The organism is Afipia sp. DC4300-2b1 (assembly GCF_049895725.1).
GTDB lineage: Bacteria > Pseudomonadota > Alphaproteobacteria > Rhizobiales > Xanthobacteraceae > Afipia > Afipia broomeae.
On sequence record NZ_JAFCSX010000001.1, the window covers coordinates 558234 to 579711 of the forward strand.

Below are 21478 nucleotides of genomic sequence, written 5' to 3' on the forward strand. Positions count from 1 at the left end.
CGTCTCTCACTTTGACAATTCCTTCAGGCCCAGCCTGATGAGTTGCGCCGTCTCGGCCTTGTCGCCGGCGTTGCGCGAGGCCGCGGCTATGGCGGCGGCGGCCTGCGGCTGACCATAGCCGAGATTGACCAGTGCGGAGATCGCATCGGTCACAGGACGCGGGGCGCGATTCTCGTCGAGTGCGCCCGACAGATGCACCACTGCCGGATCGACCGTGCCGAATGCGGGAGTCTTGTCCTTGAGTTCGGTCACGATGCGCTCGGCCACTTTCGGGCCGACGCCCGGCGTGCGCGCCACCGCCGCCTTGTCGCGCAGCGCGATCGCGTTCGCGAGGTCCGAGGGCGGCAAGGTCGAGAGCACCGCGAGCGCCACCTTGGCGCCGACACCCTGCACGGTTTGCAGCAGCCGGAACCATTCGCGCTCCACATCGCTGCGGAAACCGAACAGCTTGATCTGGTCTTCGCGGACATAGGTTTCGATAGAGAGCACCGTGGCTTCGCCCGGAGGCGGAAGCGCCTGCAAGGTGCGCGCCGAGCAATGCACCTGATAGCCGACGCCCTGCACGTCGAGGATTACATAATCCTCGCCATAGGAATCGATCAGACCTTTAAGTTTTCCGATCATGCGCCGGCGACTCTCAGCTTCAGCATCACGCTCTGGCGGTGATGGGCGTGCGTGATGGCAATCGCCAGCGCGTCGGCGGCGTCCGGTGTTTCCGGATTCGCTTTCGGCAGCAATACGCCGAGCATGACGCGGATCTGGTTCTTGTCGGCGTGCCCTGCCCCGACCACGGTCTTCTTCACCTGATTGGGTGCATATTCCGCGACCGCAATCCCGAACATCGCCGGCGCCAGCATGGCGACGCCGCGCGCCTGGCCGAGCTTCAGGGTCGAGGCGCCATCCTTGTTGACAAAGGTCTGTTCCACTGCGGCCTCCAGCGGCCTGAAATCGCCGAGTACACGGGCAAGGCCTTCATGAATCGCCAGCAGGCGCTCTGCCAGCGGCAACGTCTCGCGGGATTCCACCGAGCCGCAACCGACATAGATCAGCCGGTTGCCGTCGATGTCGATCACACCCCAGCCCGTGCGGCGGAGGCCGGGGTCAATTCCAAGAATGCGAATCGCGCTCGTTGCCATGCGCCGATCATACGCGAATCCGCCCCCGGCGTCCGGGGGTCACAACAGGGTCCCGCGCAGGATCAGCAGCGCTGCGCTGAAATAAATCATCAGGCCGGTGACATCGACGAGGGTCGCGACGAAGGGAGCGGACGCGCTGGCGGGATCGAATCCAACCCTTTTTAATGCAAAGGGAAGCATCGAGCCTGACACCGAGCCGAAGGTCACCACGCCGACCAGCGCGGTGGCCACCGTTAGTCCCACCAGCACCCAGTGCTCACCATAGTCGTAGATGCCGAGCTTCTGCCACGCTACGACCCGCGCAAAGCCTATCGCCCCGAGCAGCGCGCCGAGAATGAGCCCCGTCGGCAGTTCACGCAGCATCACACGCCACCAGTCCGCCAGTTTCACATCATGCAGCGCCAGCGAGCGGATCAGCAGCGACGTCGCCTGTGACCCCGAATTGCCGCCCGAACTCATGATCAGCGGAATGAAAAGCGTCAGGACCAGCGCCTTCTCAAGCTCGCCCTCGAAATGCTGCATGACGCTGGCGGTCAGCATCTCGCTGACAAACAGCACCGCCAGCCAGCCGCCGCGTTTGCGGATCATGTCGAGAAGCCCGATCTGCATGTAGGGCTCTTCGGTCGCCGACATGCCGCCGAACTTCTGCACGTCCTCGGTGCTCTCCTCGATGATCGCGTCGATGATGTCGTCCACGGTCACGATGCCGAGCAGATGCCCGGCCTTGTCGATCACCGGCACCGCGAGCAGATCGTGCCGTGTGATCACACGCGCCACCTCCTCGCGATCGATCAGCGGGAATGTGGTGATAGGATCGTGGGTCGGGACGAGAGTGAGGATGTTCGCCGACGGTTCGCCCGAGATCAGCCGGCGCAACGTCACCGCGCCGACAAGACGCCGCGTGACGGGGTCGAGCACATAGATCGCATAAACGGTTTCGCGCGAGCGCTCGACCTGGCGGATATGCTGAAGCGTCTGCTCGACGGTCCAGTTGCCGGGAACGCTCACGAACTCCGTGGTCATCATCGCGCCGGCGGTGTTCTCCGGATAGGCAAGCAGTCCGACGATCGCACCGCGGGACACATCATCCAGCCCGGCCAGCAACTCTGTCTTCGCCGGCTCTTCCAGCTGCTGCACGATGTCTGCCGCCATGTCGGCAGACATGCCAGCAAGCAGGGGCGCGGCGACATGACGAGGCAAGGCCTCGATAATCTCGGCGCCGAAATCCAGTTCAGGCTTGTCGAGAATTTCGATCGCGAAGTCCCGCGGCAGCAGCCGCACGACATCGGCGGCATCGGACGGCGGGAGCTTGTTGAGAATTTCGACGGTGTCGGCGGCGTGCTCGCCGATCAGGGTCGCGGCCAGAACAGCCGCATTGAAAGCGCCTTCCCGCGCTGCGTGGGTATCAGTCATAGCTCACCTTCAGGTTCTGCCGGCAACGGCAGCGATCGGTGAGCTGGGCGCTCTAGACCACTGGGACCGTTGTCGGCGAAATACGTGGACTGTCGCTTGGCATAGTTGATTGGTTTCCAGTGGTGGGCGCCGAACGCGAACGAACGCACCCTCGCGGCTGACATGATCCCTCAGCAGGGCTGCGTCAAGAAAAAATCGTCAGGGTGCATGCGGCCCTTAAGCGCTCATCTTGGCGGCGAGCGCGTCCGAGACCTCGAAATTCGCATAGACGTTCTGGACGTCATCATGCTCGTTCAGAAGGTCGAGCAGCTTGAACAGCTTTTCGCCTGTTTCGTCATCGACCGCGATGGTGTTCTGCGGCTTCCAGATCAGCGCGGCCTTGCGCGCTTCACCGAACTTGGCCTCGAGGCCCTTGGCCACTTCGCGGAACGTTTCGGGTGAGGCATAGACCTCATGGCCGTCCTCGCTGGATGCCACGTCATCGGCGCCGGCTTCGATCGCCGCTTCCAGCATGGCGTCGTCGGACGCGACCTTGGCGTCGTATTCGATAACGCCGACGCGGTCGAACATGAAGGACACCGAGCCGGTTTCGCCGAGATTGCCGCCGGACTTGGTGAAGTAGGAGCGGATGTCGGAGGCGGCGCGGTTGCGGTTGTCGGTGAGCGCCTCGACGATCACAGCGACGCCGCCGGGGCCGTAGCCCTCGTAACGCATCTCATCGTAGTTCTCGCCATCATTGCCGATGGCCTTCTTGATCGCGCGCTCGATGTTGTCCTTCGGCACGTTTTCCGCGCGCGCTGCCGTGATCGCAAGCCGCAGACGCGGGTTCATCGCCGGGTCCGGGGTTCCCAGCTTGGCCGCCACAGTGATTTCGCGCGCGAGCTTGCCGAACATCTTGGACCGCATGGCGTCCTGTTTGCCCTTGCGATGCATGATGTTCTTGAATTGGGAATGTCCGGCCATAGGGGTCTCTCGAGAATCAGGGAACGCAGGCATCCTTAACGTAAGTGCCCGGCGGCGCGGCGTTATAGGCCCGGAACGGCGAAATTTAAAGGCAGATCGGCCGATTTTGGTACGGCGGTGTGGGATGCCAGCCCGCTTGGCAGGCAAGAGTTAACCATGAGTTCATGCCGGAGTGCGATACTGCCTAGGTACTGATCATATTTCAGAGATTCCCTTATGGCGTTCGGACTTTTTCGGAAGCGGCTGCCAGAACAGGCGCAGCCGGACATTACCCCTGACGCGCCGGTTGCGGCACCGGAACCCGCTGCCGCCTCCGATCACGATTCAGCCCGCGAAATCCTCGAACTGCTTGAGCTTGAACTGGTCGCGATGATTCGCCAGCTCGAGCGGGCCGCCAATTCCGTCGCCAGCGGCGCGCAATCCACCGCCGCCACCCTGTCCGCCATCCGCCATCGCGCCGACGCCCTGACCGACCGTACCAGCGATGCGCAGGCCACCGCCGAGACCTTCTCGCAGGCTGCCGAAAAGTTCACCCAGTCGGCTCACGGCATCGGCGCGCAGGTGCGTGACGCCAGCAAGCTTGCGGATGAAGCCAGCGAAGCCGCGCGCGAAGCCAGCCTCAATGTCGAGCGGCTGCGCGAGTCCTCCGCCGCCATCGGCAATGTGGTCAACCTGATCGCGACCATCGCCAAGCAGACCACTTTGCTCGCGTTGAACTCCACCATCGAAGCCGCACGCGCCGGCTCCGCTGGCAAGGGGTTTGCGGTCGTCGCGTCCGAGGTGAAGGCGCTGGCGGTCCAGACCCAGAGCGCCACCGAAGAGATCAAGCAGAAGATCGACGCCCTGCAACAGGACGCAGCGACATCATTCGACGCGGTCCATCGCATCTCCGCGGCCATCGCTGCGATCAAGCCGGTGTTCGCGCATGTCAACGGCGCAGTGGCCGAGCAGAACGAAACCACCGGCGAAATCACGCAGAACGCCGCATCGGCATCGCAGTTCATCGCCTCCGTGAGCAGCAGCAGCGCGGAAATCGACAGCGCAGCCAAGGAAGCCGAAACCCACGGCGAAAGCGTCGCGCAGGCCGGCAAGGCCGTGACGATGTTCGCCGAAAAGCTGAAAACCCGCTGCGCGGTCCTGCTGCGCCAGAACGAGAACGAAGAGCGCAAGGCCGAGCGCATGCCGTGCCGGCTTCAGATCGAGATCGCGACCCGGCCCACACCGATCAAGGCCGAGGTGTTCGAGTTGTCAGTGGACGGCGTCCTGATCAGCGGTGCGGGTGCGGCCGCGATCCCCACCCAAGAGATCCTGAAAGCGACGCTGGAAGAAATCGGCGCATGCAGCATTCGTATCAGCGGGCATACCGCCGCCGGCGCGCAGGCTGAATTCGTATCACCCGACGCCGTGCTCAAGGACAGGATCGAGGACAAGGTCTGGAGCATCCACGACGAGTACACCGAGTTCGTGACGCGGGCGATGGAAGCCGGCGATGCCATTACCAAGATTTTCGAGAACGCCGTCGCCAAAGGCGACATCAGCCTCGATGATCTGTTCGACGAGAATTATGTGAAGATCGAAGGCTCCGACCCGGTGCAGTACCGAACCCGCTTCCTCGACTGGGCCGACCGCGCCCTGCCGGAAATCCAGGAAGCAATGCTTGCGCGCGACGCCCGGGCCGCCTTTTGCGCCGCGATCGACCGTAACGGCTATCTGCCGGTCCACAACAAGATATACTCGCATCCGCAGCGCACAGGTGATGTCGCGTGGAACACCGCGAACTCACGCAACCGCCGCATCTTCAACGATCCGGCAGGTTTGGCCGCAGGCCGCAACACCCGCTCCTATCTGATCCAGAGCTACGCCCGCGACATGGGCAACGGCAAAACCGTCATGATGCGCGAGGTCGACGTGCCGATCCGCGTCCGCGGCCGTCACTGGGGCGGATTCAGAACGGCGTACAAGATCTAAACTTCAGGTGGCGCGAAAATCGCGCAACGTCATTGCGAGGAGCGCAGCGACGAAGCACTCCAGCTTTCTTCCTGGCACTCTGGATTGCTTCGCTTCGCTCGCAATGACGAGCTACCAGAAGTCCGGCACCGCGCGTTCCAGCAGCGGGCCGATCCGCACTGCGGCGACGCGCGTGGCAAGACCCGTCGCATCGTCGGTCTCCACTGCAAGGCCGCTCAGTGTCCCGACACCGTCCGCCGCCTCGAAACGTCCAGCCGGATAACCGCGCAGAAATCGTCCCAACGGTTCTTCCTTCTGCATGCCGATCACGGACTCATAATCGCCGGTCATACCGGCATCGGTCATGTAGGCGGTCCCGCCGGGCAGAATGCGATGATCGGATGTCGGCACATGGGTATGCGTGCCGACCACGATGCTGGCGCGGCCATCGCAGAAATAGCCGATTGACTGCTTCTCGCTGGTCGCCTCGCCATGAAAGTCAACCAGCACCGCATCGGCGGCTTCGCGCAGCGGGCATGCGCTCAGTTCGCGATCAAGGATGGCAAACGGATCGTCGAACGGCTGCATGAAGACGCGGCCGATGGCATTGATCACCAGCGCGCGCTTGCCGCTCCTTGTATCGATCAGCGCAGCGCCGCGGCCCGGCGTTCCCGGCGGAAAATTCGCCGGACGGATCAGGCGCGGCGCGCGATCGATGAACACCAGCGCCTCGCGCTGATCCCACGAATGATTGCCCAGCGTGATCGCATCCGCGCCGGCTTCCAGAAATTCGTGATAGATCGCCTCGGTGATGCCGAAGCCGCCCGCAGCGTTCTCGCCATTCACCACAACGAGATCGAGTTTCCAGTCGCGGATCAATCCCGGAAGAGTTTCGTTGAGGGCCACGCGGCCGCTGCGCCCCACCACATCGCCAACAAACAGAATTCGCAAAATTATAATCTCCGCAGATCGATCAGCTCGCGTTCCGTTAGCACACAATCGAGCTGCTCGTCGTGCGGAAGTCGCGGCACGGTCTCGATTTCCTGCACTGCAAAAGCGACACCGATGACGGTAACTTTCTTGATCGCGCGAAGATTTTCCAGCGTGCGATCATAGTAACCGCGGCCGTAGCCGATGCGGTGACCGGCACGATCAAATGCTGCCAACGGCACCAGCACGATATCGGGGTCGACTTCGTCCGCGTCCGACGACGGCTGAAAAATGCCGTAAGGTCCGCGCACCAGCCCTTCATCAGGCTGCCATTCACGAAAGATCAGCGCGTGATTGCGAGCGATGATCACCGGCAGCGCCAGCGTAGCGCCCTTGTCCGCAAGCGCGCGCATCAATGGAAACGGATCGAGTTCGCTGTTGATCGGCGAATAGCCCGCGACGATGACACCGGGCGGCAATTCAACCGGCAGGAGCGCGGCCGCGATAACCTTCGCGGCATCGGCACGCGCTTCCACGCTCAGTGCGTCGCGCTGCGCCAGCGCTCCGCGCCTGAAATCGTCTTTCAGATTGTCGAGAAACCGGTTTCCATCCACCGCGGAAAGTCCTTGTCACCTCTCTCGTGCGACAAGAGGGCGGAGGCGAAAAGAAAGTGCGAAGCCACGATGGCCGTTGAAGCACTCGATCCCGGAGCACCTACGAAAGTAGGTGGGCACCATGTGACCGGATCCACGGATCCGGTCAGGGACAGTTCCCTGAAGGATCGATAAGGCCCCGGGGATATTATGGCTTCTGACGCGCGACGCAGCCTCGCACGGACAATGTAACCACGATCAAGGCTCACCGCCAGCGGCACGCGGACGATTAAACGGGGGGATTAACCGATTGCGATTCCGTTGCGGGCCGGGCGATTCAGCGCCTGCGCCATCTTTTCGATCCGCTCGGACGCCGAATTCAGCGCATTGGCGACCGCCGATTGCGTCGCCCGGGCACGGTCCGCGGCCACGACGCGGACGTCGCGCAATGCGTTGAGTTCTTCTTCGAGCGCGCGGATTCGCTGCCCTGCGTCAACGAGTTCGTCGGCGACGGTGAGCGCCGCCATCACGGTCAGGCGACCGTCGCCGATCTCGCCGAACTTGCCGCGCAGGCTGGCGATGCGGGCCTCCAGGCTTTCCGCCAGCCGCAGCAGCCGGCTTTCCTGCCCGGCTTCGCAGGCCATCCGATACTGCCGCCCGTTGATGGTGACGTTGATATGGCTCATGGAGCTTCTCCGGAATCGATCACCGAGCGGATGGTGTCGATGGCGACATCGAGCCGTTCGGCGATCTCGCGGTTGGTTCGCTCCAGCGCGCGCGAGCGCACCAGCGTTCCGTCCAGTTCGTTGGCAAGCCGCGAGCGATCGGCCCCCAGCGCCTGAATCCGCGCGCCCAGTTCATCGTCCGCGCGGTCGAACTCCCGCCGCCGCTCCACGGCGCTTTCGAGCGCATCGAGCGCCGCTGCCAGCCTGCGGGTCGCAAGTTCGATGTCACTCACCCCGGATGGGGCAGGCTCAGGATTGGCAAGACCGTTGGTACTGCGATCAGTCATCACGGAACGGACGCCCTTCAAACTCTGGCCCGGCATGAAAAGCGGCGGACCGGCAAGCATTTAGGCGGATAAATTTACGACCCGGAAGAGCCGCGCGCAACGCTGGCCGCAAGCTATGCACACAAAGCGAAAACTCAGGGCAGAAAGGCTGCAATGCCCTTGGACTCAAGGGTTTCGCGATGCTATCCACCCCCTAGAACGCTTCCCCGGCCGTGGCATTTTTGAGACATGCGGCCACTTCCCACACCGAATTTCAGGCGGACATCTCATGACTGTGCGTGTCGACCCTTCCCGTATGGCCAATGCGATTCGCGCGCTCGCCATGGACGCCGTCGAAAAGGCGAAATCGGGCCATCCGGGCCTGCCCATGGGCGCTGCGGACGTGGCCACCGTGCTGTTCACGCAGTTCCTGAAATTCGACGCCAGCAACCCGGCATGGCCGGATCGCGACCGATTCGTGCTCTCCGCCGGTCACGGCTCGATGCTGCTGTACGCGCTGCTGTATCTGACCGGCAATTCGTCGATGACCATCGACCAGATCAAGAATTTCCGTCAGCTCGGATCGATTACGCCGGGGCACCCTGAAAATTTCGTCACGCCGGGCATCGAGACCACCACCGGTCCGCTCGGTCAGGGCATCGCCACCGCGGTCGGCATGGCGCTGGCGGAGCGCCGCATGGCGGCTGAATTCGGCGGCGACATCGTCGATCACCACACCTACGTGCTCGCCTCGGACGGCGACCTGATGGAAGGCATCAGCCAGGAAGCCATCGCCTTCGCCGGACATCTCAAGCTCAACAAGCTGATCGTGCTGTTCGACGACAACGGCATTTCCATCGACGGCGCGATCTCGCTGTCGGATTCGGTCGATCAGGTGAAGCGTTTCGAGTCGGCCGGCTGGGCTGCAGAACGCGTCGACGGCCACGATCAGAAGGCGATTGCCGATGCGCTGACCCGCGCGCAAAAGTCCGATCGCCCCACCCTGATTGCCTGCAAGACGACCATCGGCTTCGGCGCGCCGAACAAGGCTGGCTCGGAAAAGTCCCACGGCTCGCCGCTCGGCGCCGAGGAAATTGCCGGTGCACGCAAGAACCTGAAGTGGGATTCGGCTCCGTTCGAGATTCCGCAGGATATTCTCGACGCCTGGCGCGCAGCCGGATCGCGCGGCAAGGACGCGCGCACGGCATGGACCAGGACGATCGGCACCAAGGACGCTGGCGTTCGCTCCGAGTTCGAGCGCCGCATGAAGGGCGATCTTCCTGCCAAGGCCCTTTCCGATGCGGTGGCGGCGATGAAAGCCTCGCTCGCCGCGAGCCCGAAGGACATCGCCACCCGCACCGCCTCCGAACATGCGCTGGAAGTGCTCTGCGCCGCCGTGCCGGAGATGATCGGCGGTTCCGCCGACCTCACCGGATCCAACAATACCCGCGTGAAGGGCATGGCCGCGATCTCCGCCAACAATTACGGCGGCCGCTATGTCAACTACGGCATCCGCGAGCACGGCATGGCTGCTGCCATGAACGGTATGGCTCTGCACGGCGGCCTGATCCCGTATTCGGGCACGTTCCTGGTGTTCTCGGACTACCTGCGCCCGGCGCTCCGCCTCGCCGCATTGATGGGCGAGCGTGTGATCCACGTTCTCACCCACGATTCGATCGGCCTCGGCGAAGACGGTCCGACGCATCAGCCGGTCGAGCATCTGGCGGCGCTGCGCGCGATCCCGAACTGCAACGTGTTCCGGCCCTGCGATACCGTCGAGACGCTGGAATGCTGGCAGCTCGCCCTTGAAGCGAAGGAGCGCCCGAGCGTTCTGGCGCTGACCCGCCAGAATTTGCCGCAATTGCGTCTGGCGAACGACACTGAGAACAAGTGCGCCAATGGGGCCTATGAAATCTCCAAGGCAGACGGCGAGGCGAAAGTCGCGATCTTCGCGTCGGGCTCGGAGGTCTCGCTGGCGGTCGAGGCACAGAAGCTGCTCGCCGCACGCGGCATTCCGACGCGGGTGGTCTCCGTGCCCTGCATGGACCTGCTGCTGGAGCTTCCCGCCGACAAGCGCGCCGCCATCATCGGCAAGGCACCGGTGAAGGTCGCCGTCGAGGCCGCCATCCGTCAGGGCTGGGATGCGATCATCGGTTCGGACGGCATTTTCGTCGGCATGGACGGCTTCGGCGCCAGCGCCCCCTACAAGGACCTGTACCGGCATTTCGGGATCACCGCGGAAGCCGTGGCGGAGGCCGCGCAGGCCCGTCTTTAACCGCATTTCCGTGCGAGCCGGGACCGGTTCGCATGGCAAGAATGCGCGAAATGAGGGCTTGGGGCCGGATGGCTCCCGGCGCGATAACCTTGGCCCAAGTTTGGGGATTCAAGTGATTGCATCAAAACGTCATTCGGGGCAAAAACCGCCTCGAAAATCGTCATTTCCGAACCGTTGAGGAGAACTTGAGAATGGCAGTCCGTGTCGCGATCAATGGATTTGGCCGTATCGGCCGCAACATCCTGCGGGCCATTTATGAATCCAAGCGCACGGACATCGAGGTGGTCGCCATCAACGATCTCGGGCCGGTCGAAACCAACGCCCATCTGCTGCGCTATGACTCGGTGCACGGCCGGTTCCCGGGCACCGTGACCGTTGAGGGCGACTCGATCAGCCTCGGCAACGGCAAGATCAAGGTGACTGCGGTGCGCGATCCGTCGGCCCTGCCCTGGAAGGACCTCGGCATCGACATCGCCATGGAATGCACCGGCATCTTCAGCGCCAAGGCCAAGGCTTCGGCGCATCTGACCGCAGGCGCCAAGCGCGTGCTGGTCTCCGCCCCGTCCGACGGCGCGGACGCCACCATCGTCTACGGCGTCAACCACGACAAGCTCTCCAAGGATCATCTCGTCGTCTCCAACGGCTCGTGCACCACGAACTGTCTTGCGCCGGTCGCCAAGGTGCTGAACGACACCGTCGGCATCGAGACCGGTTTCATGACCACGATCCATGCCTATACCGGCGACCAGCCGACCCTCGACACCATGCACAGCGATCTCTATCGCGGCCGTGCGGCTGCGCTGTCGATGATCCCGACCTCGACCGGCGCTGCGAAGGCCATCGGTCTCGTGCTGCCGGAATTGCAGGGCAAGCTCGACGGCGTCGCGATCCGCGTGCCGACGCCGAATGTCTCGGTGATCGATCTCAAGATCGTCGCCAAGAAGGCGACCACCAAGGAAGAGATCAACGACGCGGTCAAGCGCGCGGCCCAGCAGGAGCTGAAAGGCATCCTCGGCACCACCAGCGATCCGAACGTCTCGATCGACTTCAATCACGACGCCCACTCCTCCACCTTCGCCTTCGACCAGACCAAGGTGCAAGGCGGAACGCTGGTGCGCGTGCTGTCGTGGTACGACAACGAGTGGGGCTTCTCGAACCGCATGGCGGACACCGCCGCTGCGATGAGCAAGCTGATCTGATCTCACCGGCCCTCGCCGCAACCCGTTAGTCGCAACGAGTCCTGATGTCCGGATTTCGCACCCTCGATGATGTCGACGTGAAGGGAAAGCGCGTGCTGCTGCGCGTCGACCTCAACGTGCCGATGGACAATGGACGCGTGTCTGACACCACGCGTCTGCAACGCATCGCCAAGACCATCATCGAACTGTCGGAAGCCGGCGGCAAAGTCATTATCCTTGCGCATTTCGGCCGGCCGAAGGGACCGGACCCGAAGGACTCGCTGAAGCCGGTCGCTACCGCACTGGGTTACGTTGTGAAGCACCATGTCGAGTTCGCGCCCGACTGCGTCGGCCCGATCGCCGAACAGGCCGTCGCCGGCCTGAAGAATGGTGAGATCCTCTGTCTCGAGAATACCCGCTTTCATCCCGGCGAAGAGAAGAACGATCCGGCCTTCGTCGCGCAGCTTGCGAAGCTCGGCGACATCTGGGTCAACGACGCGTTCTCCTGCGCCCATCGCGCCCACGCCTCAACCGAAGGTCTCGGCCGCGTGCTGCCGGGCTATGCCGGCCGGACCATGGAAGCCGAGCTCGACGCGCTCGGCAAAGCGCTGGAAGAGCCGGTGCATCCGGTGATCGCCATTGTTGGCGGGTCGAAGGTCTCGACCAAGATCGATCTTCTGGAAAACCTCGTCGGCAAGGTCGATGCGCTGGTGATCGGCGGCGGCATGGCCAACACCTTCCTGCACGCCCAGGGCGTCGATATCGGCAATTCGCTTTGCGAAAAGGATCTCGCCACCACGGCGCTGCGCATTCTCGTCAAGGCCAATTCCACCAACTGCGCGATCATCCTGCCGGTCGATGCGGTGGTTGCAGAAAAATTCGAGGCCAACGCGCCGTCCCATGCCTATGGCCTCGACGCGATTCCCGCCAACGGCATGATCCTCGACGTCGGGCCGCAGTCGATCAAGCGCATCGATGCCGCCATCGACGACGCCGCGACGCTGGTGTGGAACGGGCCGCTCGGCGCGTTCGAAATGTCGCCGTTTGACCGCGGTACGGTCCAAGCCGCCAAGTATGCAGCAGCACGCACCAAAGCCGGCAAGCTGGTGTCAGTCGCCGGCGGCGGCGACACCGTTGCGGCGTTGAACCACGCTGGCGTGGGCCGCGATTTCACCTACGTTTCGACCGCAGGCGGCGCCTTTCTGGAGTGGATGGAAGGGAAACCTTTGCCCGGCGTCGAAGTTTTGAGAGTACGCTAAATTTTCAACGGATCTGGCGCCCTTGGCGCTGCCTTCAAGACGACGGAGAATACGCACCCATGGCCCGCATCACGTTGCGTCAATTGCTGGATCATGCCGCCGAGAACGACTACGGCGTGCCGGCATTCAACATCAACAACATGGAACAGGCGCTGGCCATCATGGAAGCCGCCAATGCCGTGGATGCGCCGGTGATCATCCAGGCCTCGCGCGGCGCACGTTCCTACGCCAACGACGTGATGCTCAAGCACATGATGGACGCGGTGACGGAAATCTATCCGCACATTCCGGTCTGCGTGCATCTGGATCACGGCAACGAACCCGCCACCTGCATGACCGCGATCCAGGCCGGGTTCACCTCGGTGATGATGGATGGCTCGCTCAAGGCCGACGGCAAGACGCCGGGCGACTGGGACTACAATGTCGGCGTGACCAAGACCGTCACCGACATGGCCCATCTCGGCGGCATTTCGGTGGAAGGCGAACTCGGCGTGCTCGGCTCGCTCGAAAGCGGCGAAGGCGAGAAGGAAGACGGTCACGGTTTCGAGGGCAAGCTCTCCCACGACCAGCTTCTGACCAATCCGGATGAAGCCGTGAAGTTCGTCAAGGAAACCCAGGTCGACGCGCTGGCGATCGCGATGGGCACCTCGCACGGCGCCTACAAGTTCACCCGCAAGCCGGACGGCGACATCCTTGCGATGAACGTGATCGAGGAAATTCACCGCAAGCTGCCGAACACACATCTGGTGATGCACGGCTCGTCGTCGGTGCCGCAGGATCTGCAGGACATCATCAACAAGTTCGGCGGCCAGATGAAGCCGACCTGGGGTGTGCCGGTCGCCGAAATCCAGCGCGGCATCAAGAACGGCGTGCGCAAGATCAACATCGACACCGATAACCGCATGGCGATGACCGGCCAGATCCGCAAGGTTCTGCAGGAGAATCCGAGCGAGTTCGATCCACGCAAGTATCTGAAGCCTGCGATGGAAGCGATGACCAGGCTCTGCAAGCAGCGCTTGCAGGAGTTCAACACCGCAGGCCAGGCCAGCAAGATCAAAAAGGTTCTGACCACCGCCCAGATGGCGCAGCGTTACGCCAAGGGCGAACTCGACCCGAAGATCGCCTGACGTTCAGCATGAGGGCGGGACACGATCCCGCCCCTTTTTTGGCCGCAGTCCGGTGATCTGTTCCGACCTCACACGAGCATCACACCGCCATCATGGCCACCAAACCTCCCCCGCCGCGCCCCGCGCCTCGTCTCTATCTCGCAACACCCGTCGTTGCCGATCCCGCGCAGCTTGTGTCCGAACTACCGGCGCTGCTGGCTGCGGCGGATGTCGCCGCCGTTCTGCTGCGCCTTGCGCCTGGCGATGAGCGCAGCATCATCCAGCGCGCCAAGGCGCTTGCAAAGCCGGTTCAGACGGCCGGTGCGGCACTGCTGATCGATCAACATTTCGGACAGGTCGCGCGCTCCGGCGCGGATGGCGCGAACGTCAGCGGCATCGAGGCGATGCAGGAGGCGATGCCCTCGCTGAAGCCGGATCGCATTCTCGGTGTCGGAGGCCTTGTCACGCGGCACGATGCGATGGTGGCCGGTGAAGCGGGCGCGGATTACGTGCTGTTCGGCGAACCGGATGCCAATGGCGAGCGCCCTTCTGCGGACGCGATCTGCGAACGGCTGGACTGGTGGGCCGAACTGTTCGAACCTCCATGCGTGGGCTTTGCCACAACGCTGGATGAGGCGCAGATGTTCGCGGCGGCGGGCGCGGATTTTGTTCTGGTGGGCGATTTCATCTGGCAGGATTCGCGCGGCGCGCAGGCGGTCCTGATTGAGGCCGGCCAGGCAGTGGCGCGCGGCTTCGAGGCGTCTCTCGCGCACGCCACGGTCACGGGAGGATAAGCCGCGATGACCGCGCTTCGCCGTGCCACGCCCCTCGCAGCCGCTCGTGCAAGACTTCTTGCATCGGCCGTTGCCGGTGTTGTGGCGTTCTCGGCGAATGCCCTCGCGCAAGGCGCTCCCAATCCTTTCCCGGAGCCGATCAAGCCGGAAGCGCCCGCTCCGAAGTCCGCAGCGCCTAAGGCCGCGGCACCTAAGGCAGCGCCGCCGAAGGCGGCTGCGCCGAAACCCGATGCACCGAAACAGCAGAAGAAAGGCGCGCCCGAAAAGACTGCGGCGCCTGCTGCTCCGGACGATCCGAATGCCGATCTCGCTTACGGCGCCTACCAGATGGGCCTTTACCGTACGGCCTTCAACATCGCATTGAAGCGCGCCCAGGAAACCGGCGATCCGAAATCGATGACGCTGCTCGGCGAACTTTATTCCAACGCGCTCGGCATCAAGCGCGACGATGCCAAGGCAGCGGAATGGTACAAGCAGGCCGCCGACCGCGGCGACCGCGAAGCAATGTTCGCGCTCGGCATGATGAAGATCGCCGGACGCGGCGGTCCCGCCAATCGCGACGAAGGCGCGCGGCTGCTGGCATCGTCCGCCAAGCTCGGCAAGGCCGCGGCCGCCTACAATCTCGGGCTGCTCTACCTTGAAGGACAGGTCTTCCCGCAGGACATCAAGCGCGCCGCCGAACTGTTCCGTCAGGCGGCCAATGCCGGAAACCCGGAAGCGCAATATGCACTCGCGACTTTCTACAAGGAAGGGCGCGGCGTGGAGAAGGATCTCGCCGAAGCCGCGAAGCTGATGCGCGCCGCAGCGATGGTCGACAATCTCGATGCCGAGGTCGAGTACGCCATTGCGCTCTACAATGGCACCGGCACGCCCAAGGATGTGCCTACCGCCATCGCGCTGCTGAACCGGGCAGCCCGGCAGAACAGTCCGATCGCGCAAAATCGCCTGGCGCGCATTCTCGTCGACGGACTCGGTGTTCCGGTCGACAAGGTGCAGGGCTTCAAGTGGCATCTGATCGCGAAGACCGCCGGGAACGGCGATCCGGACCTCGACGCCAAATTTGCGCAGTTATCTCCGATAGAAAAAGCGAAATCCGAAGACCTCGCCAGGAAATGGTTCGGCGCGAAATGAGCAATAACCACCGCCATTACTCTTGACGCGCCAGCGCTTATCCGCAACACCAGCCCCACACTTCATCCAGCAAGCCGAGACAATGCTTCATTCAGCGCTCATCAACGTCATGGTCAAGGCCGCGCGCCGCGCCGGCCGCAGCCTCAAGCGCGATCTCGGCGAGATCGAAAACCTTCAGGTGTCCCTGAAGGGTCCGGCCAACTTCGTATCGCTCGCCGACAGGCGTGCGGAGCAGATGCTCTACGACGATCTGACCAAGGCCCGTCCGGGTTACGGCTTTCTTGGCGAGGAAGGCGGCACGCGCGAAGGTACCGACAAGGCGAACACCTGGATCGTCGATCCGCTCGACGGCACGACGAATTTCCTGCACGGCATTCCGCAGTTCGCGATCTCGATCGGATTGCAGCGCGAGGGCACCATCATCGCGGGCGTGATCTACAATCCCGCCAATGACGAACTCTACATCGCCGAACGCGGCAAGGGCGCGTTCCTGAACGACCAGCGCCTGCGCGTCGCCGGTCGCAAGCAACTCAGCGAGTGCGTAGTCGCCTGCGGCCTGCCGCATATCGGGCGTGGCGATCACGAACTCTCCCGCCGCGAAATGGCCGAGATGCAAAATCGCGTCGCGGGGCTGCGCCGCTTTGGCGCGGCATCGCTCGATCTTGCCTTCGTCGCCGCCGGACGCCTCGATGGGTACTGGGAGCGCAATCTCCAGCCGTGGGACATCGCAGCCGGTTTGATCATGGTGCGTGAAGCCGGCGGCGTCGTCAGCGGCATCGAGGGCGGCGACACCGCAATGGCCACCGGTCATGTCGTCTGCGGCAACGAGACAATCCAGCGTGAACTGGTGAAAATTCTCAAGCCGCTCTGATAGCGGTTGTCATAGCCTGCCGAAGACAGGCGTGAACGCCCTTTTGTCCCGGCCATCCCGATCACATGAACACCGTGCTGGGTTTATCTTCTCTCCTCGGATTGAGGAGAGAGAGCGTTCGATCCACCCTGAATTACCGGTGAGACGAATCCTTCCCGGAAAAACCGGATCATATCCTCGCCTCAGCAATTGACCGAGACCGCGATTGTTACCCGCGCCAGTTCGGGCGCGGTTCCGCAGTTGGGGTCAAATCGGCGATGGTGTCTTTTTTCCCGCCCCCGCTGTGCCATATTGATGCCCGACACGTTCCACGGACAAGGATTGAATATCCGCCATGGCAAAGACTCCCGCCTCCAGCACTGCAGCCGATATCGTTGTCACAAAACTGTCGACACCGCGCATCTTTCTGGTCCGGATGCTGGTGTTCCTCGTTCTGTGCGGCCTTCTTGTTGTCGTGCTCTACAAGCAGATCTGGGTGGCGTTTCTCGCCAATCCCGGACTCAACGCGCTGATCGCCGGCGTGCTGGCCATCGGTATCATCCTCGCCTTCCGGCAGGTGATCCGACTTTATCCTGAAATCTCGTGGGTCAACAGTTTCCGCATTTCCGATCCCGGCCTTGCGGTCGACCGCCGGCCCAAGCTGCTGGCGCCGATGGCGGCGATGCTCAGCCACCGCACCGGCGGGCGCATGAGCATTTCGCAGCAGACCATGCGCCATATGCTGGATTCGATTGCGACCCGCCTCGATGAAGCGCGCGACCTGTCGCGCTACATGACGGGACTTCTGGTGTTTCTCGGCCTGCTCGGCACATTCTGGGGCCTGATCGAGACCGTCGGGTCGGTCGGCAAGGTGATCGAGGGTCTGAAGGTCGGCGGCGACGCCGGCTCGGTGTTCGACACGCTGAAGGAAGGCCTCGCCGCCCCGCTCGGTGGCATGGGCATCTCGTTCTCGTCGTCGCTGTTCGGCCTCGCCGGCTCGCTGATCCTCGGCTTTCTTGATCTGCAATCGAGCCAGGCGCAGAACCGCTTCTACACCGACCTCGAAGACTGGATGGCGGAGACCGTGCAGGAATATTCCGCCGACGGCCACGCGGTGAACGGCGATCTCAATCCGGCGCTCGACCGGCTGCGATTGGCTGTCGAGGAAATGGGATCGAACCGCACCGCCACCACCGCGATGGCCAATCTCGCCGAAGCGATCCAGGGCCTCGTGCATCATATGCGCACCGAGCAGCAACTGATCCGCGAATGGGCCGACGGCCAGGGCGAGCAGAACAAGGAAATCAAGGCGCTGCTGGAACGTCTCGCGCGGCAGCCCGAGACCAACTGACCGGAGACAGCCTATGGCGCTTTCGCGTTCACGCCGCAGCGACAGCGGCTTCAATTACTGGCCGGGCTTCGTCGACGCGCTGTCGACGCTGGTTCTGGCCATCGTGTTTTTGCTGTCGGTGTTCCTTGTGGTGCAGTTCTTTCTGTCGCAGGAGGTCACCGGCAAGGACAAGGCGCTGGAGCGGCTGAACGCCCAGATCGCACAGCTCAACGAGCTCCTGTCGCTGGAAAAGCTCGGCAAGCTGAACCTCGACGATCAGCTTTCGCAGATGCGCGCGGGGCTTGCATCCGCCGAGGCTGAGCGCGACCGGGTCAAAGGGCTGTATGACGGCCTCGCCGGTGCAGGCGCGAGCGCGCAGGGCCGCGCCAACGAACTCGGCAAGGCGCTCGACTCCGAGAAGCAGGTCTCCGCGCGGGCACTGGCGCAGATCGAGGTGCTGAACCAGCAAATCAGTGCGCTCCGCCGCCAGTTGGCGGCGCTCGAGGAAGCGCTCGACGCATCGGAAAAACGCGACAAGGAGTCCCAGACCCGGATCGCGGATCTCGGCCAGCGGCTCAATGTGGCGCTGGCCCAGCGCGTGCAGGAACTGTCGCGCTATCGCTCCGAATTCTTCGGGCGGCTGCGCGCCATTCTCGGCAATCGCCCGGATGTCCGCATTGTCGGCGACCGTTTCGTGTTCCAGTCCGAAGTGTTCTTCGACACCGGACAGGCGCTGCTGCTGCCGGAAGGCCGTGCTGAACTCGACAAGCTCGCCACCGCGCTGATCGATCTCGACAAGCAGATTCCAGCGGAAATCGCCTGGGTGCTGCGCGTCGATGGTCATACCGACGTGCGGCCGATCAACAGCCCGCAGTTCAAATCGAACTGGGAGTTGTCATCGGCGCGCGCCATCTCGGTGGTGCAGTATCTGGTTTCGCTCGGCGTGCCGGCCCAGCGTCTGGTCGCGGCAGGCTTTGCGGAATTCCAGCCGCTCGATGCGGAGAAGACCGAGGAAGCCTACAAGCGCAACCGCCGTATCGAACTGAAGCTGACCGAGCGATGATCCGCTTGCTGCGATCATGAGTGCATCGTTCACGCTGCGGCCATACGTCGCCGAGGACGAGGACGCGGCGATCGGCCTGTGGCTTCGCACCTGGAGCCTGGCCTATCCATCGATCGATTTCGCGCAGCGGCTGCAAGGCTGGCGCGCGCGCTGGCGCGATGAACTGGTGCCGGTTGCGCAAATCGTCGTCGCCGAACAGAACGGCGCGATGACCGGCTTCGTTACCATCGATGCATCGGGTTATCTCGACCAGCTCGTGGTCGCGCCCGAAGCATGGGGATCGGATCTCGGCAACGTGCTGATGGACAAGGCCAAGGCGATGTCGCCGGGTGGCATCACGCTGCTGGTCAATACCGACAACACCCGCGCCATCCGCTTTTACGAGCGCAACGGCTTTGTCCACACCCATGACGACGTCAATCCGGTGTCGGGACGCAAAGTCTACGGCATGGCTTGGAAGCCCTGAACGTCAGGCCGCCTCCAGCAGTGCCACGGTGCCCTGCCCGCCGTCGGCGCAAATGCTGACGATGGCGCGGCTGCCCTTCGGCATCGCCGCCAGCTCTTTGACGGCCTGACTGAGGATGCGCGCGCCGGTCGCACCGAACGGATGGCCGAGTGCGGTCGAACCACCGTTCGGATTCATACGCTCGCGCGGAAATTTGCCGAAATCGGCTTTGACGCCGGCCTTGTCGCGGATGAACTCCGGGCTCTCCAGCGCCTTGATATGCGCAAGCACCTGCGCCGCGAACGCTTCATGGATTTCCCAGAGCTGAATGTCGGCATAGGTCAGCGAATGCCGCGCCAGCAGCCGCGGGATGGCATAGGGCGGCGCCATCAAGAGGCCTTCGGTGCGGAAATCCACCGACGCGATTTCCCAGTCGATCAGTTTCACGCGCGGCGTGCTGGAGGGAAGCTTCTCCAATCCCTTTTGCGAAGCCACCCAGATGCTCGATGCGCCGTCGGTGAGCGGCGACGAATTGCCGGCGGTCAGCGTGCCCTTCCCGCTGGTGCGATCGAATGAGGGCGACAGCCGCGCCAGCTTCTCGAGAGAAGTGTCCTTGCGCGGAATGGTGTCGCGCTTCACACCGTCGAACGGAATGACGAGGCCATCGAAGAACCCGCGATCCCATGCGGCGACTGCGCGCTGATGGCTCTCCAGCGCGATCTGGTCCTGCGCCTCGCGCGAGATGTTCCAGACCTTGGCGGTGATCTCCGTGTGCTCGCCCATGCTCATGCCGGTGGTGCGATTGCTGACCGCCGGAATGTAAAGACGCACGTCGCTCAGCTTGAGATCGATGGCGTGGGTGAGTTTTTGTCCCAGCGATCGCGCGGTCTGGAACTGGCGCACCCAGTTCGACAGCGACATGCCGAGACCGAGCTGAACCTGGCTGAGGCTGTCGACGCCGCCGACCAGTGCGAGATTGCGGACCTCGCCATCGATCATGCCGGCAGCCTCGAAGACGCCCATCATGCTGGTCGAGCATGCCATCACGGTGGAATAGGCCGGCACCGTCGGATCGACCCCAGCATCCATCAGAATCTCTCGCGCGATGTTGCTCCAGGTCAGGTTGGGCACCACGTTGCCCCACACCGCGAAATCCGGCTTGCCGCCGCCCAGCCGCTCGACCATATGCTTGACCACCGGGACCGACAGCGCGATGGCGTCCACGCCGCTCAGCGGGCCGTCGACTTTCGCGAACGGCGTACGCAGGCCTGCGGCCAGCCAGATATCGGTTTTTACGGATTGCGCCATCAGATACTCCCGGATCGAACGCCGGAACCGGCGCCTTTTGAACACTATTCGATCCGGCGGAGGGCATACAAGCCGACGGCGCGCGAAGCGCGCCGGGGCCATAACATCAGGACATCAGTGCACAGCCAGCAGCGCTTCGTTCGGCAGCCAGCCCGCCATCGCGGCCTGCTTCCAGCTCGCACAAGGTATCTCGGCGGCGCGATGCAACGGCTTCTCGAACCGCACCTGCCGCCAGTCGCTGGGGGCTGCCATGAAAGAGTAACCGGCCTTGCGCGCGAGCCCGATCATCTGCTCGTTGTTGCGGAAGGTTTCGCCGAACAGACGCGATGCACCGAGCGCCGCCGCACGGCATTCGAGATTCGACAGGATGGCGGAGCCGATGCCCTGGCCCTGCCAGGCGTCACCGATCGACAGTCCGAATTCAGTTTTCTGCGTTTCCGGGTCGTAGCTGTAGCGGGACTCGCCGACAATGGTCTCGACGCCGTCGACCTTCATCTCGGCGATGACCGCATAACGGCTGGCCTCGCCAATATGAAGCGCCTTGTCGAGTTCCGATGGCGGCAACTCGCTCGCGGCGCCCATCAGGCGATTGTAACGCGACTGGCGCGACAGCGAGCGGAAGTAGAACAGCAGCCCGTCAGCATCTTTTGGCTCGATAAAGCGAACCGTCAGCGGCTTGCCATCTTTCAGCCGGACAACATCGGTGTAACGGCCGAGGTTGCTCAGGACAAAGCGATGATCAGGTTCGGCCTGCATGACGCGCTCC

General features: G+C 63.3%; 21 protein-coding genes and 1 other RNA gene. 11 read left to right on the plus strand and 11 right to left on the minus strand.

What is annotated here, in order from left to right; genetic code table 11:
• Window positions 1–6: 6 nt before the first annotated feature.
• The 4 genes from ruvA to ACP7AL_RS02795 all read right to left on the minus strand — a co-directional run bounded on the left by ruvA (window position 7) and on the right by ACP7AL_RS02795 (window position 3512).
• Window positions 7–624, minus strand: a complete 618-nt coding sequence (ruvA, locus tag ACP7AL_RS02780; RefSeq protein WP_006022278.1) for a Holliday junction branch migration protein RuvA — start codon at window positions 622–624, stop codon at window positions 7–9.
• Complete coding sequence (ruvC, locus tag ACP7AL_RS02785) at window positions 621–1136, minus strand: crossover junction endodeoxyribonuclease RuvC (RefSeq protein WP_006022279.1); 516 nt, start codon at window positions 1134–1136, stop codon at window positions 621–623. The genes ruvA and ruvC overlap by 4 nt, the downstream gene beginning before the upstream one ends.
• Window positions 1137–1175: 39 nt before the next feature.
• Window positions 1176–2549: a magnesium transporter gene (mgtE, locus tag ACP7AL_RS02790; protein WP_425988621.1), complete on the minus strand. Its 1374-nt coding sequence runs from the start codon at window positions 2547–2549 to the stop codon at window positions 1176–1178.
• A 216-nt stretch (window positions 2550–2765) separates the two neighbouring features.
• Window positions 2766–3512: a YebC/PmpR family DNA-binding transcriptional regulator gene (locus tag ACP7AL_RS02795; RefSeq protein WP_006022281.1), complete on the minus strand. Its 747-nt coding sequence runs from the start codon at window positions 3510–3512 to the stop codon at window positions 2766–2768.
• 216 nt (window positions 3513–3728) lie between these two features.
• Between ACP7AL_RS02795 and ACP7AL_RS02800 the strand changes: the two genes are divergently transcribed.
• Window positions 3729–5480, plus strand: coding sequence for a methyl-accepting chemotaxis protein (locus tag ACP7AL_RS02800; RefSeq protein ID WP_425988624.1), 1752 nt, complete (start codon window positions 3729–3731; stop codon window positions 5478–5480).
• Between the two features lie 111 nt (window positions 5481–5591).
• Here ACP7AL_RS02800 and ACP7AL_RS02805 read toward each other — a convergent pair whose 3' ends face one another.
• From ACP7AL_RS02805 to ACP7AL_RS02825, 5 genes are all read right to left on the minus strand, one after another.
• Window positions 5592–6410, minus strand: coding sequence for a TIGR00282 family metallophosphoesterase (locus tag ACP7AL_RS02805; protein WP_425988627.1), 819 nt, complete (start codon window positions 6408–6410; stop codon window positions 5592–5594).
• Between the two features lie 2 nt (window positions 6411–6412).
• Window positions 6413–7003 carry a 5-formyltetrahydrofolate cyclo-ligase gene (locus tag ACP7AL_RS02810; RefSeq protein ID WP_425988629.1) on the minus strand — a complete coding sequence of 197 codons (591 nt, stop codon included), beginning with the start codon at window positions 7001–7003 and terminating at the stop codon, window positions 6413–6415.
• A 57-nt stretch (window positions 7004–7060) separates the two neighbouring features.
• Window positions 7061–7221, minus strand: a non-coding RNA gene (gene ssrS, locus ACP7AL_RS02815) — 6S RNA.
• A gap of 63 nt (window positions 7222–7284) precedes the next feature.
• Window positions 7285–7668: a cell division protein ZapA gene (locus ACP7AL_RS02820; protein ID WP_425988632.1), complete on the minus strand. Its 384-nt coding sequence runs from the start codon at window positions 7666–7668 to the stop codon at window positions 7285–7287.
• The gene (locus ACP7AL_RS02825; RefSeq protein WP_024920455.1) at window positions 7665–7994 is read right to left on the minus strand and encodes a DUF4164 domain-containing protein; all 330 of its coding nucleotides are present in this window, start codon (window positions 7992–7994) and stop codon (window positions 7665–7667) included. Before ACP7AL_RS02825 ends, ACP7AL_RS02820 begins: the two co-directional genes overlap by 4 nt.
• A gap of 268 nt (window positions 7995–8262) precedes the next feature.
• Between ACP7AL_RS02825 and tkt the strand changes: the two genes are divergently transcribed.
• The 10 genes from tkt to ACP7AL_RS02875 all read left to right on the plus strand — a co-directional run bounded on the left by tkt (window position 8263) and on the right by ACP7AL_RS02875 (window position 19425).
• Window positions 8263–10248, plus strand: coding sequence for a transketolase (gene tkt, locus ACP7AL_RS02830; protein ID WP_425988635.1), 1986 nt, complete (start codon window positions 8263–8265; stop codon window positions 10246–10248).
• Between the two features lie 191 nt (window positions 10249–10439).
• Window positions 10440–11447: a type I glyceraldehyde-3-phosphate dehydrogenase gene (gene gap / locus ACP7AL_RS02835; RefSeq protein WP_006022288.1), complete on the plus strand. Its 1008-nt coding sequence runs from the start codon at window positions 10440–10442 to the stop codon at window positions 11445–11447.
• Between the two features lie 41 nt (window positions 11448–11488).
• Window positions 11489–12685 carry a phosphoglycerate kinase gene (locus tag ACP7AL_RS02840; protein WP_425989999.1) on the plus strand — a complete coding sequence of 399 codons (1197 nt, stop codon included), beginning with the start codon at window positions 11489–11491 and terminating at the stop codon, window positions 12683–12685.
• A gap of 59 nt (window positions 12686–12744) precedes the next feature.
• Window positions 12745–13812, plus strand: a complete 1068-nt coding sequence (fba, locus tag ACP7AL_RS02845) for a class II fructose-bisphosphate aldolase (RefSeq protein ID WP_006022290.1) — start codon at window positions 12745–12747, stop codon at window positions 13810–13812.
• Between the two features lie 92 nt (window positions 13813–13904).
• Window positions 13905–14585, plus strand: a complete 681-nt coding sequence (locus ACP7AL_RS02850; protein ID WP_425988640.1) for a thiamine phosphate synthase — start codon at window positions 13905–13907, stop codon at window positions 14583–14585.
• A gap of 6 nt (window positions 14586–14591) precedes the next feature.
• Complete coding sequence (locus ACP7AL_RS02855; protein WP_425988643.1) at window positions 14592–15716, plus strand: tetratricopeptide repeat protein; 1125 nt, start codon at window positions 14592–14594, stop codon at window positions 15714–15716.
• Between the two features lie 82 nt (window positions 15717–15798).
• Complete coding sequence (locus ACP7AL_RS02860) at window positions 15799–16587, plus strand: inositol monophosphatase family protein (protein WP_425988646.1); 789 nt, start codon at window positions 15799–15801, stop codon at window positions 16585–16587.
• Window positions 16588–16921: 334 nt separating this feature from the next.
• Entirely contained in the window at window positions 16922–17917 is a 996-nt protein-coding gene (locus ACP7AL_RS02865) for a flagellar motor protein MotA (protein WP_425988649.1), read from the plus strand.
• Window positions 17918–17930: 13 nt separating this feature from the next.
• Window positions 17931–18959, plus strand: a complete 1029-nt coding sequence (locus ACP7AL_RS02870) for a peptidoglycan -binding protein (protein ID WP_425988652.1) — start codon at window positions 17931–17933, stop codon at window positions 18957–18959.
• Between the two features lie 16 nt (window positions 18960–18975).
• On the plus strand, window positions 18976–19425 hold the full coding sequence (locus ACP7AL_RS02875; RefSeq protein WP_425988654.1) for a GNAT family N-acetyltransferase: 450 nt from the start codon (window positions 18976–18978) through the stop codon (window positions 19423–19425).
• A 3-nt stretch (window positions 19426–19428) separates the two neighbouring features.
• Here ACP7AL_RS02875 and ACP7AL_RS02880 read toward each other — a convergent pair whose 3' ends face one another.
• Window positions 19429–20712: an acetyl-CoA C-acyltransferase gene (locus ACP7AL_RS02880; protein ID WP_425988657.1), complete on the minus strand. Its 1284-nt coding sequence runs from the start codon at window positions 20710–20712 to the stop codon at window positions 19429–19431.
• Window positions 20713–20826: 114 nt separating this feature from the next.
• On the minus strand, window positions 20827–21468 hold the full coding sequence (locus tag ACP7AL_RS02885; protein ID WP_425988660.1) for a GNAT family N-acetyltransferase: 642 nt from the start codon (window positions 21466–21468) through the stop codon (window positions 20827–20829).
• Between the last annotated feature and the right edge of the window lie 10 nt (window positions 21469–21478).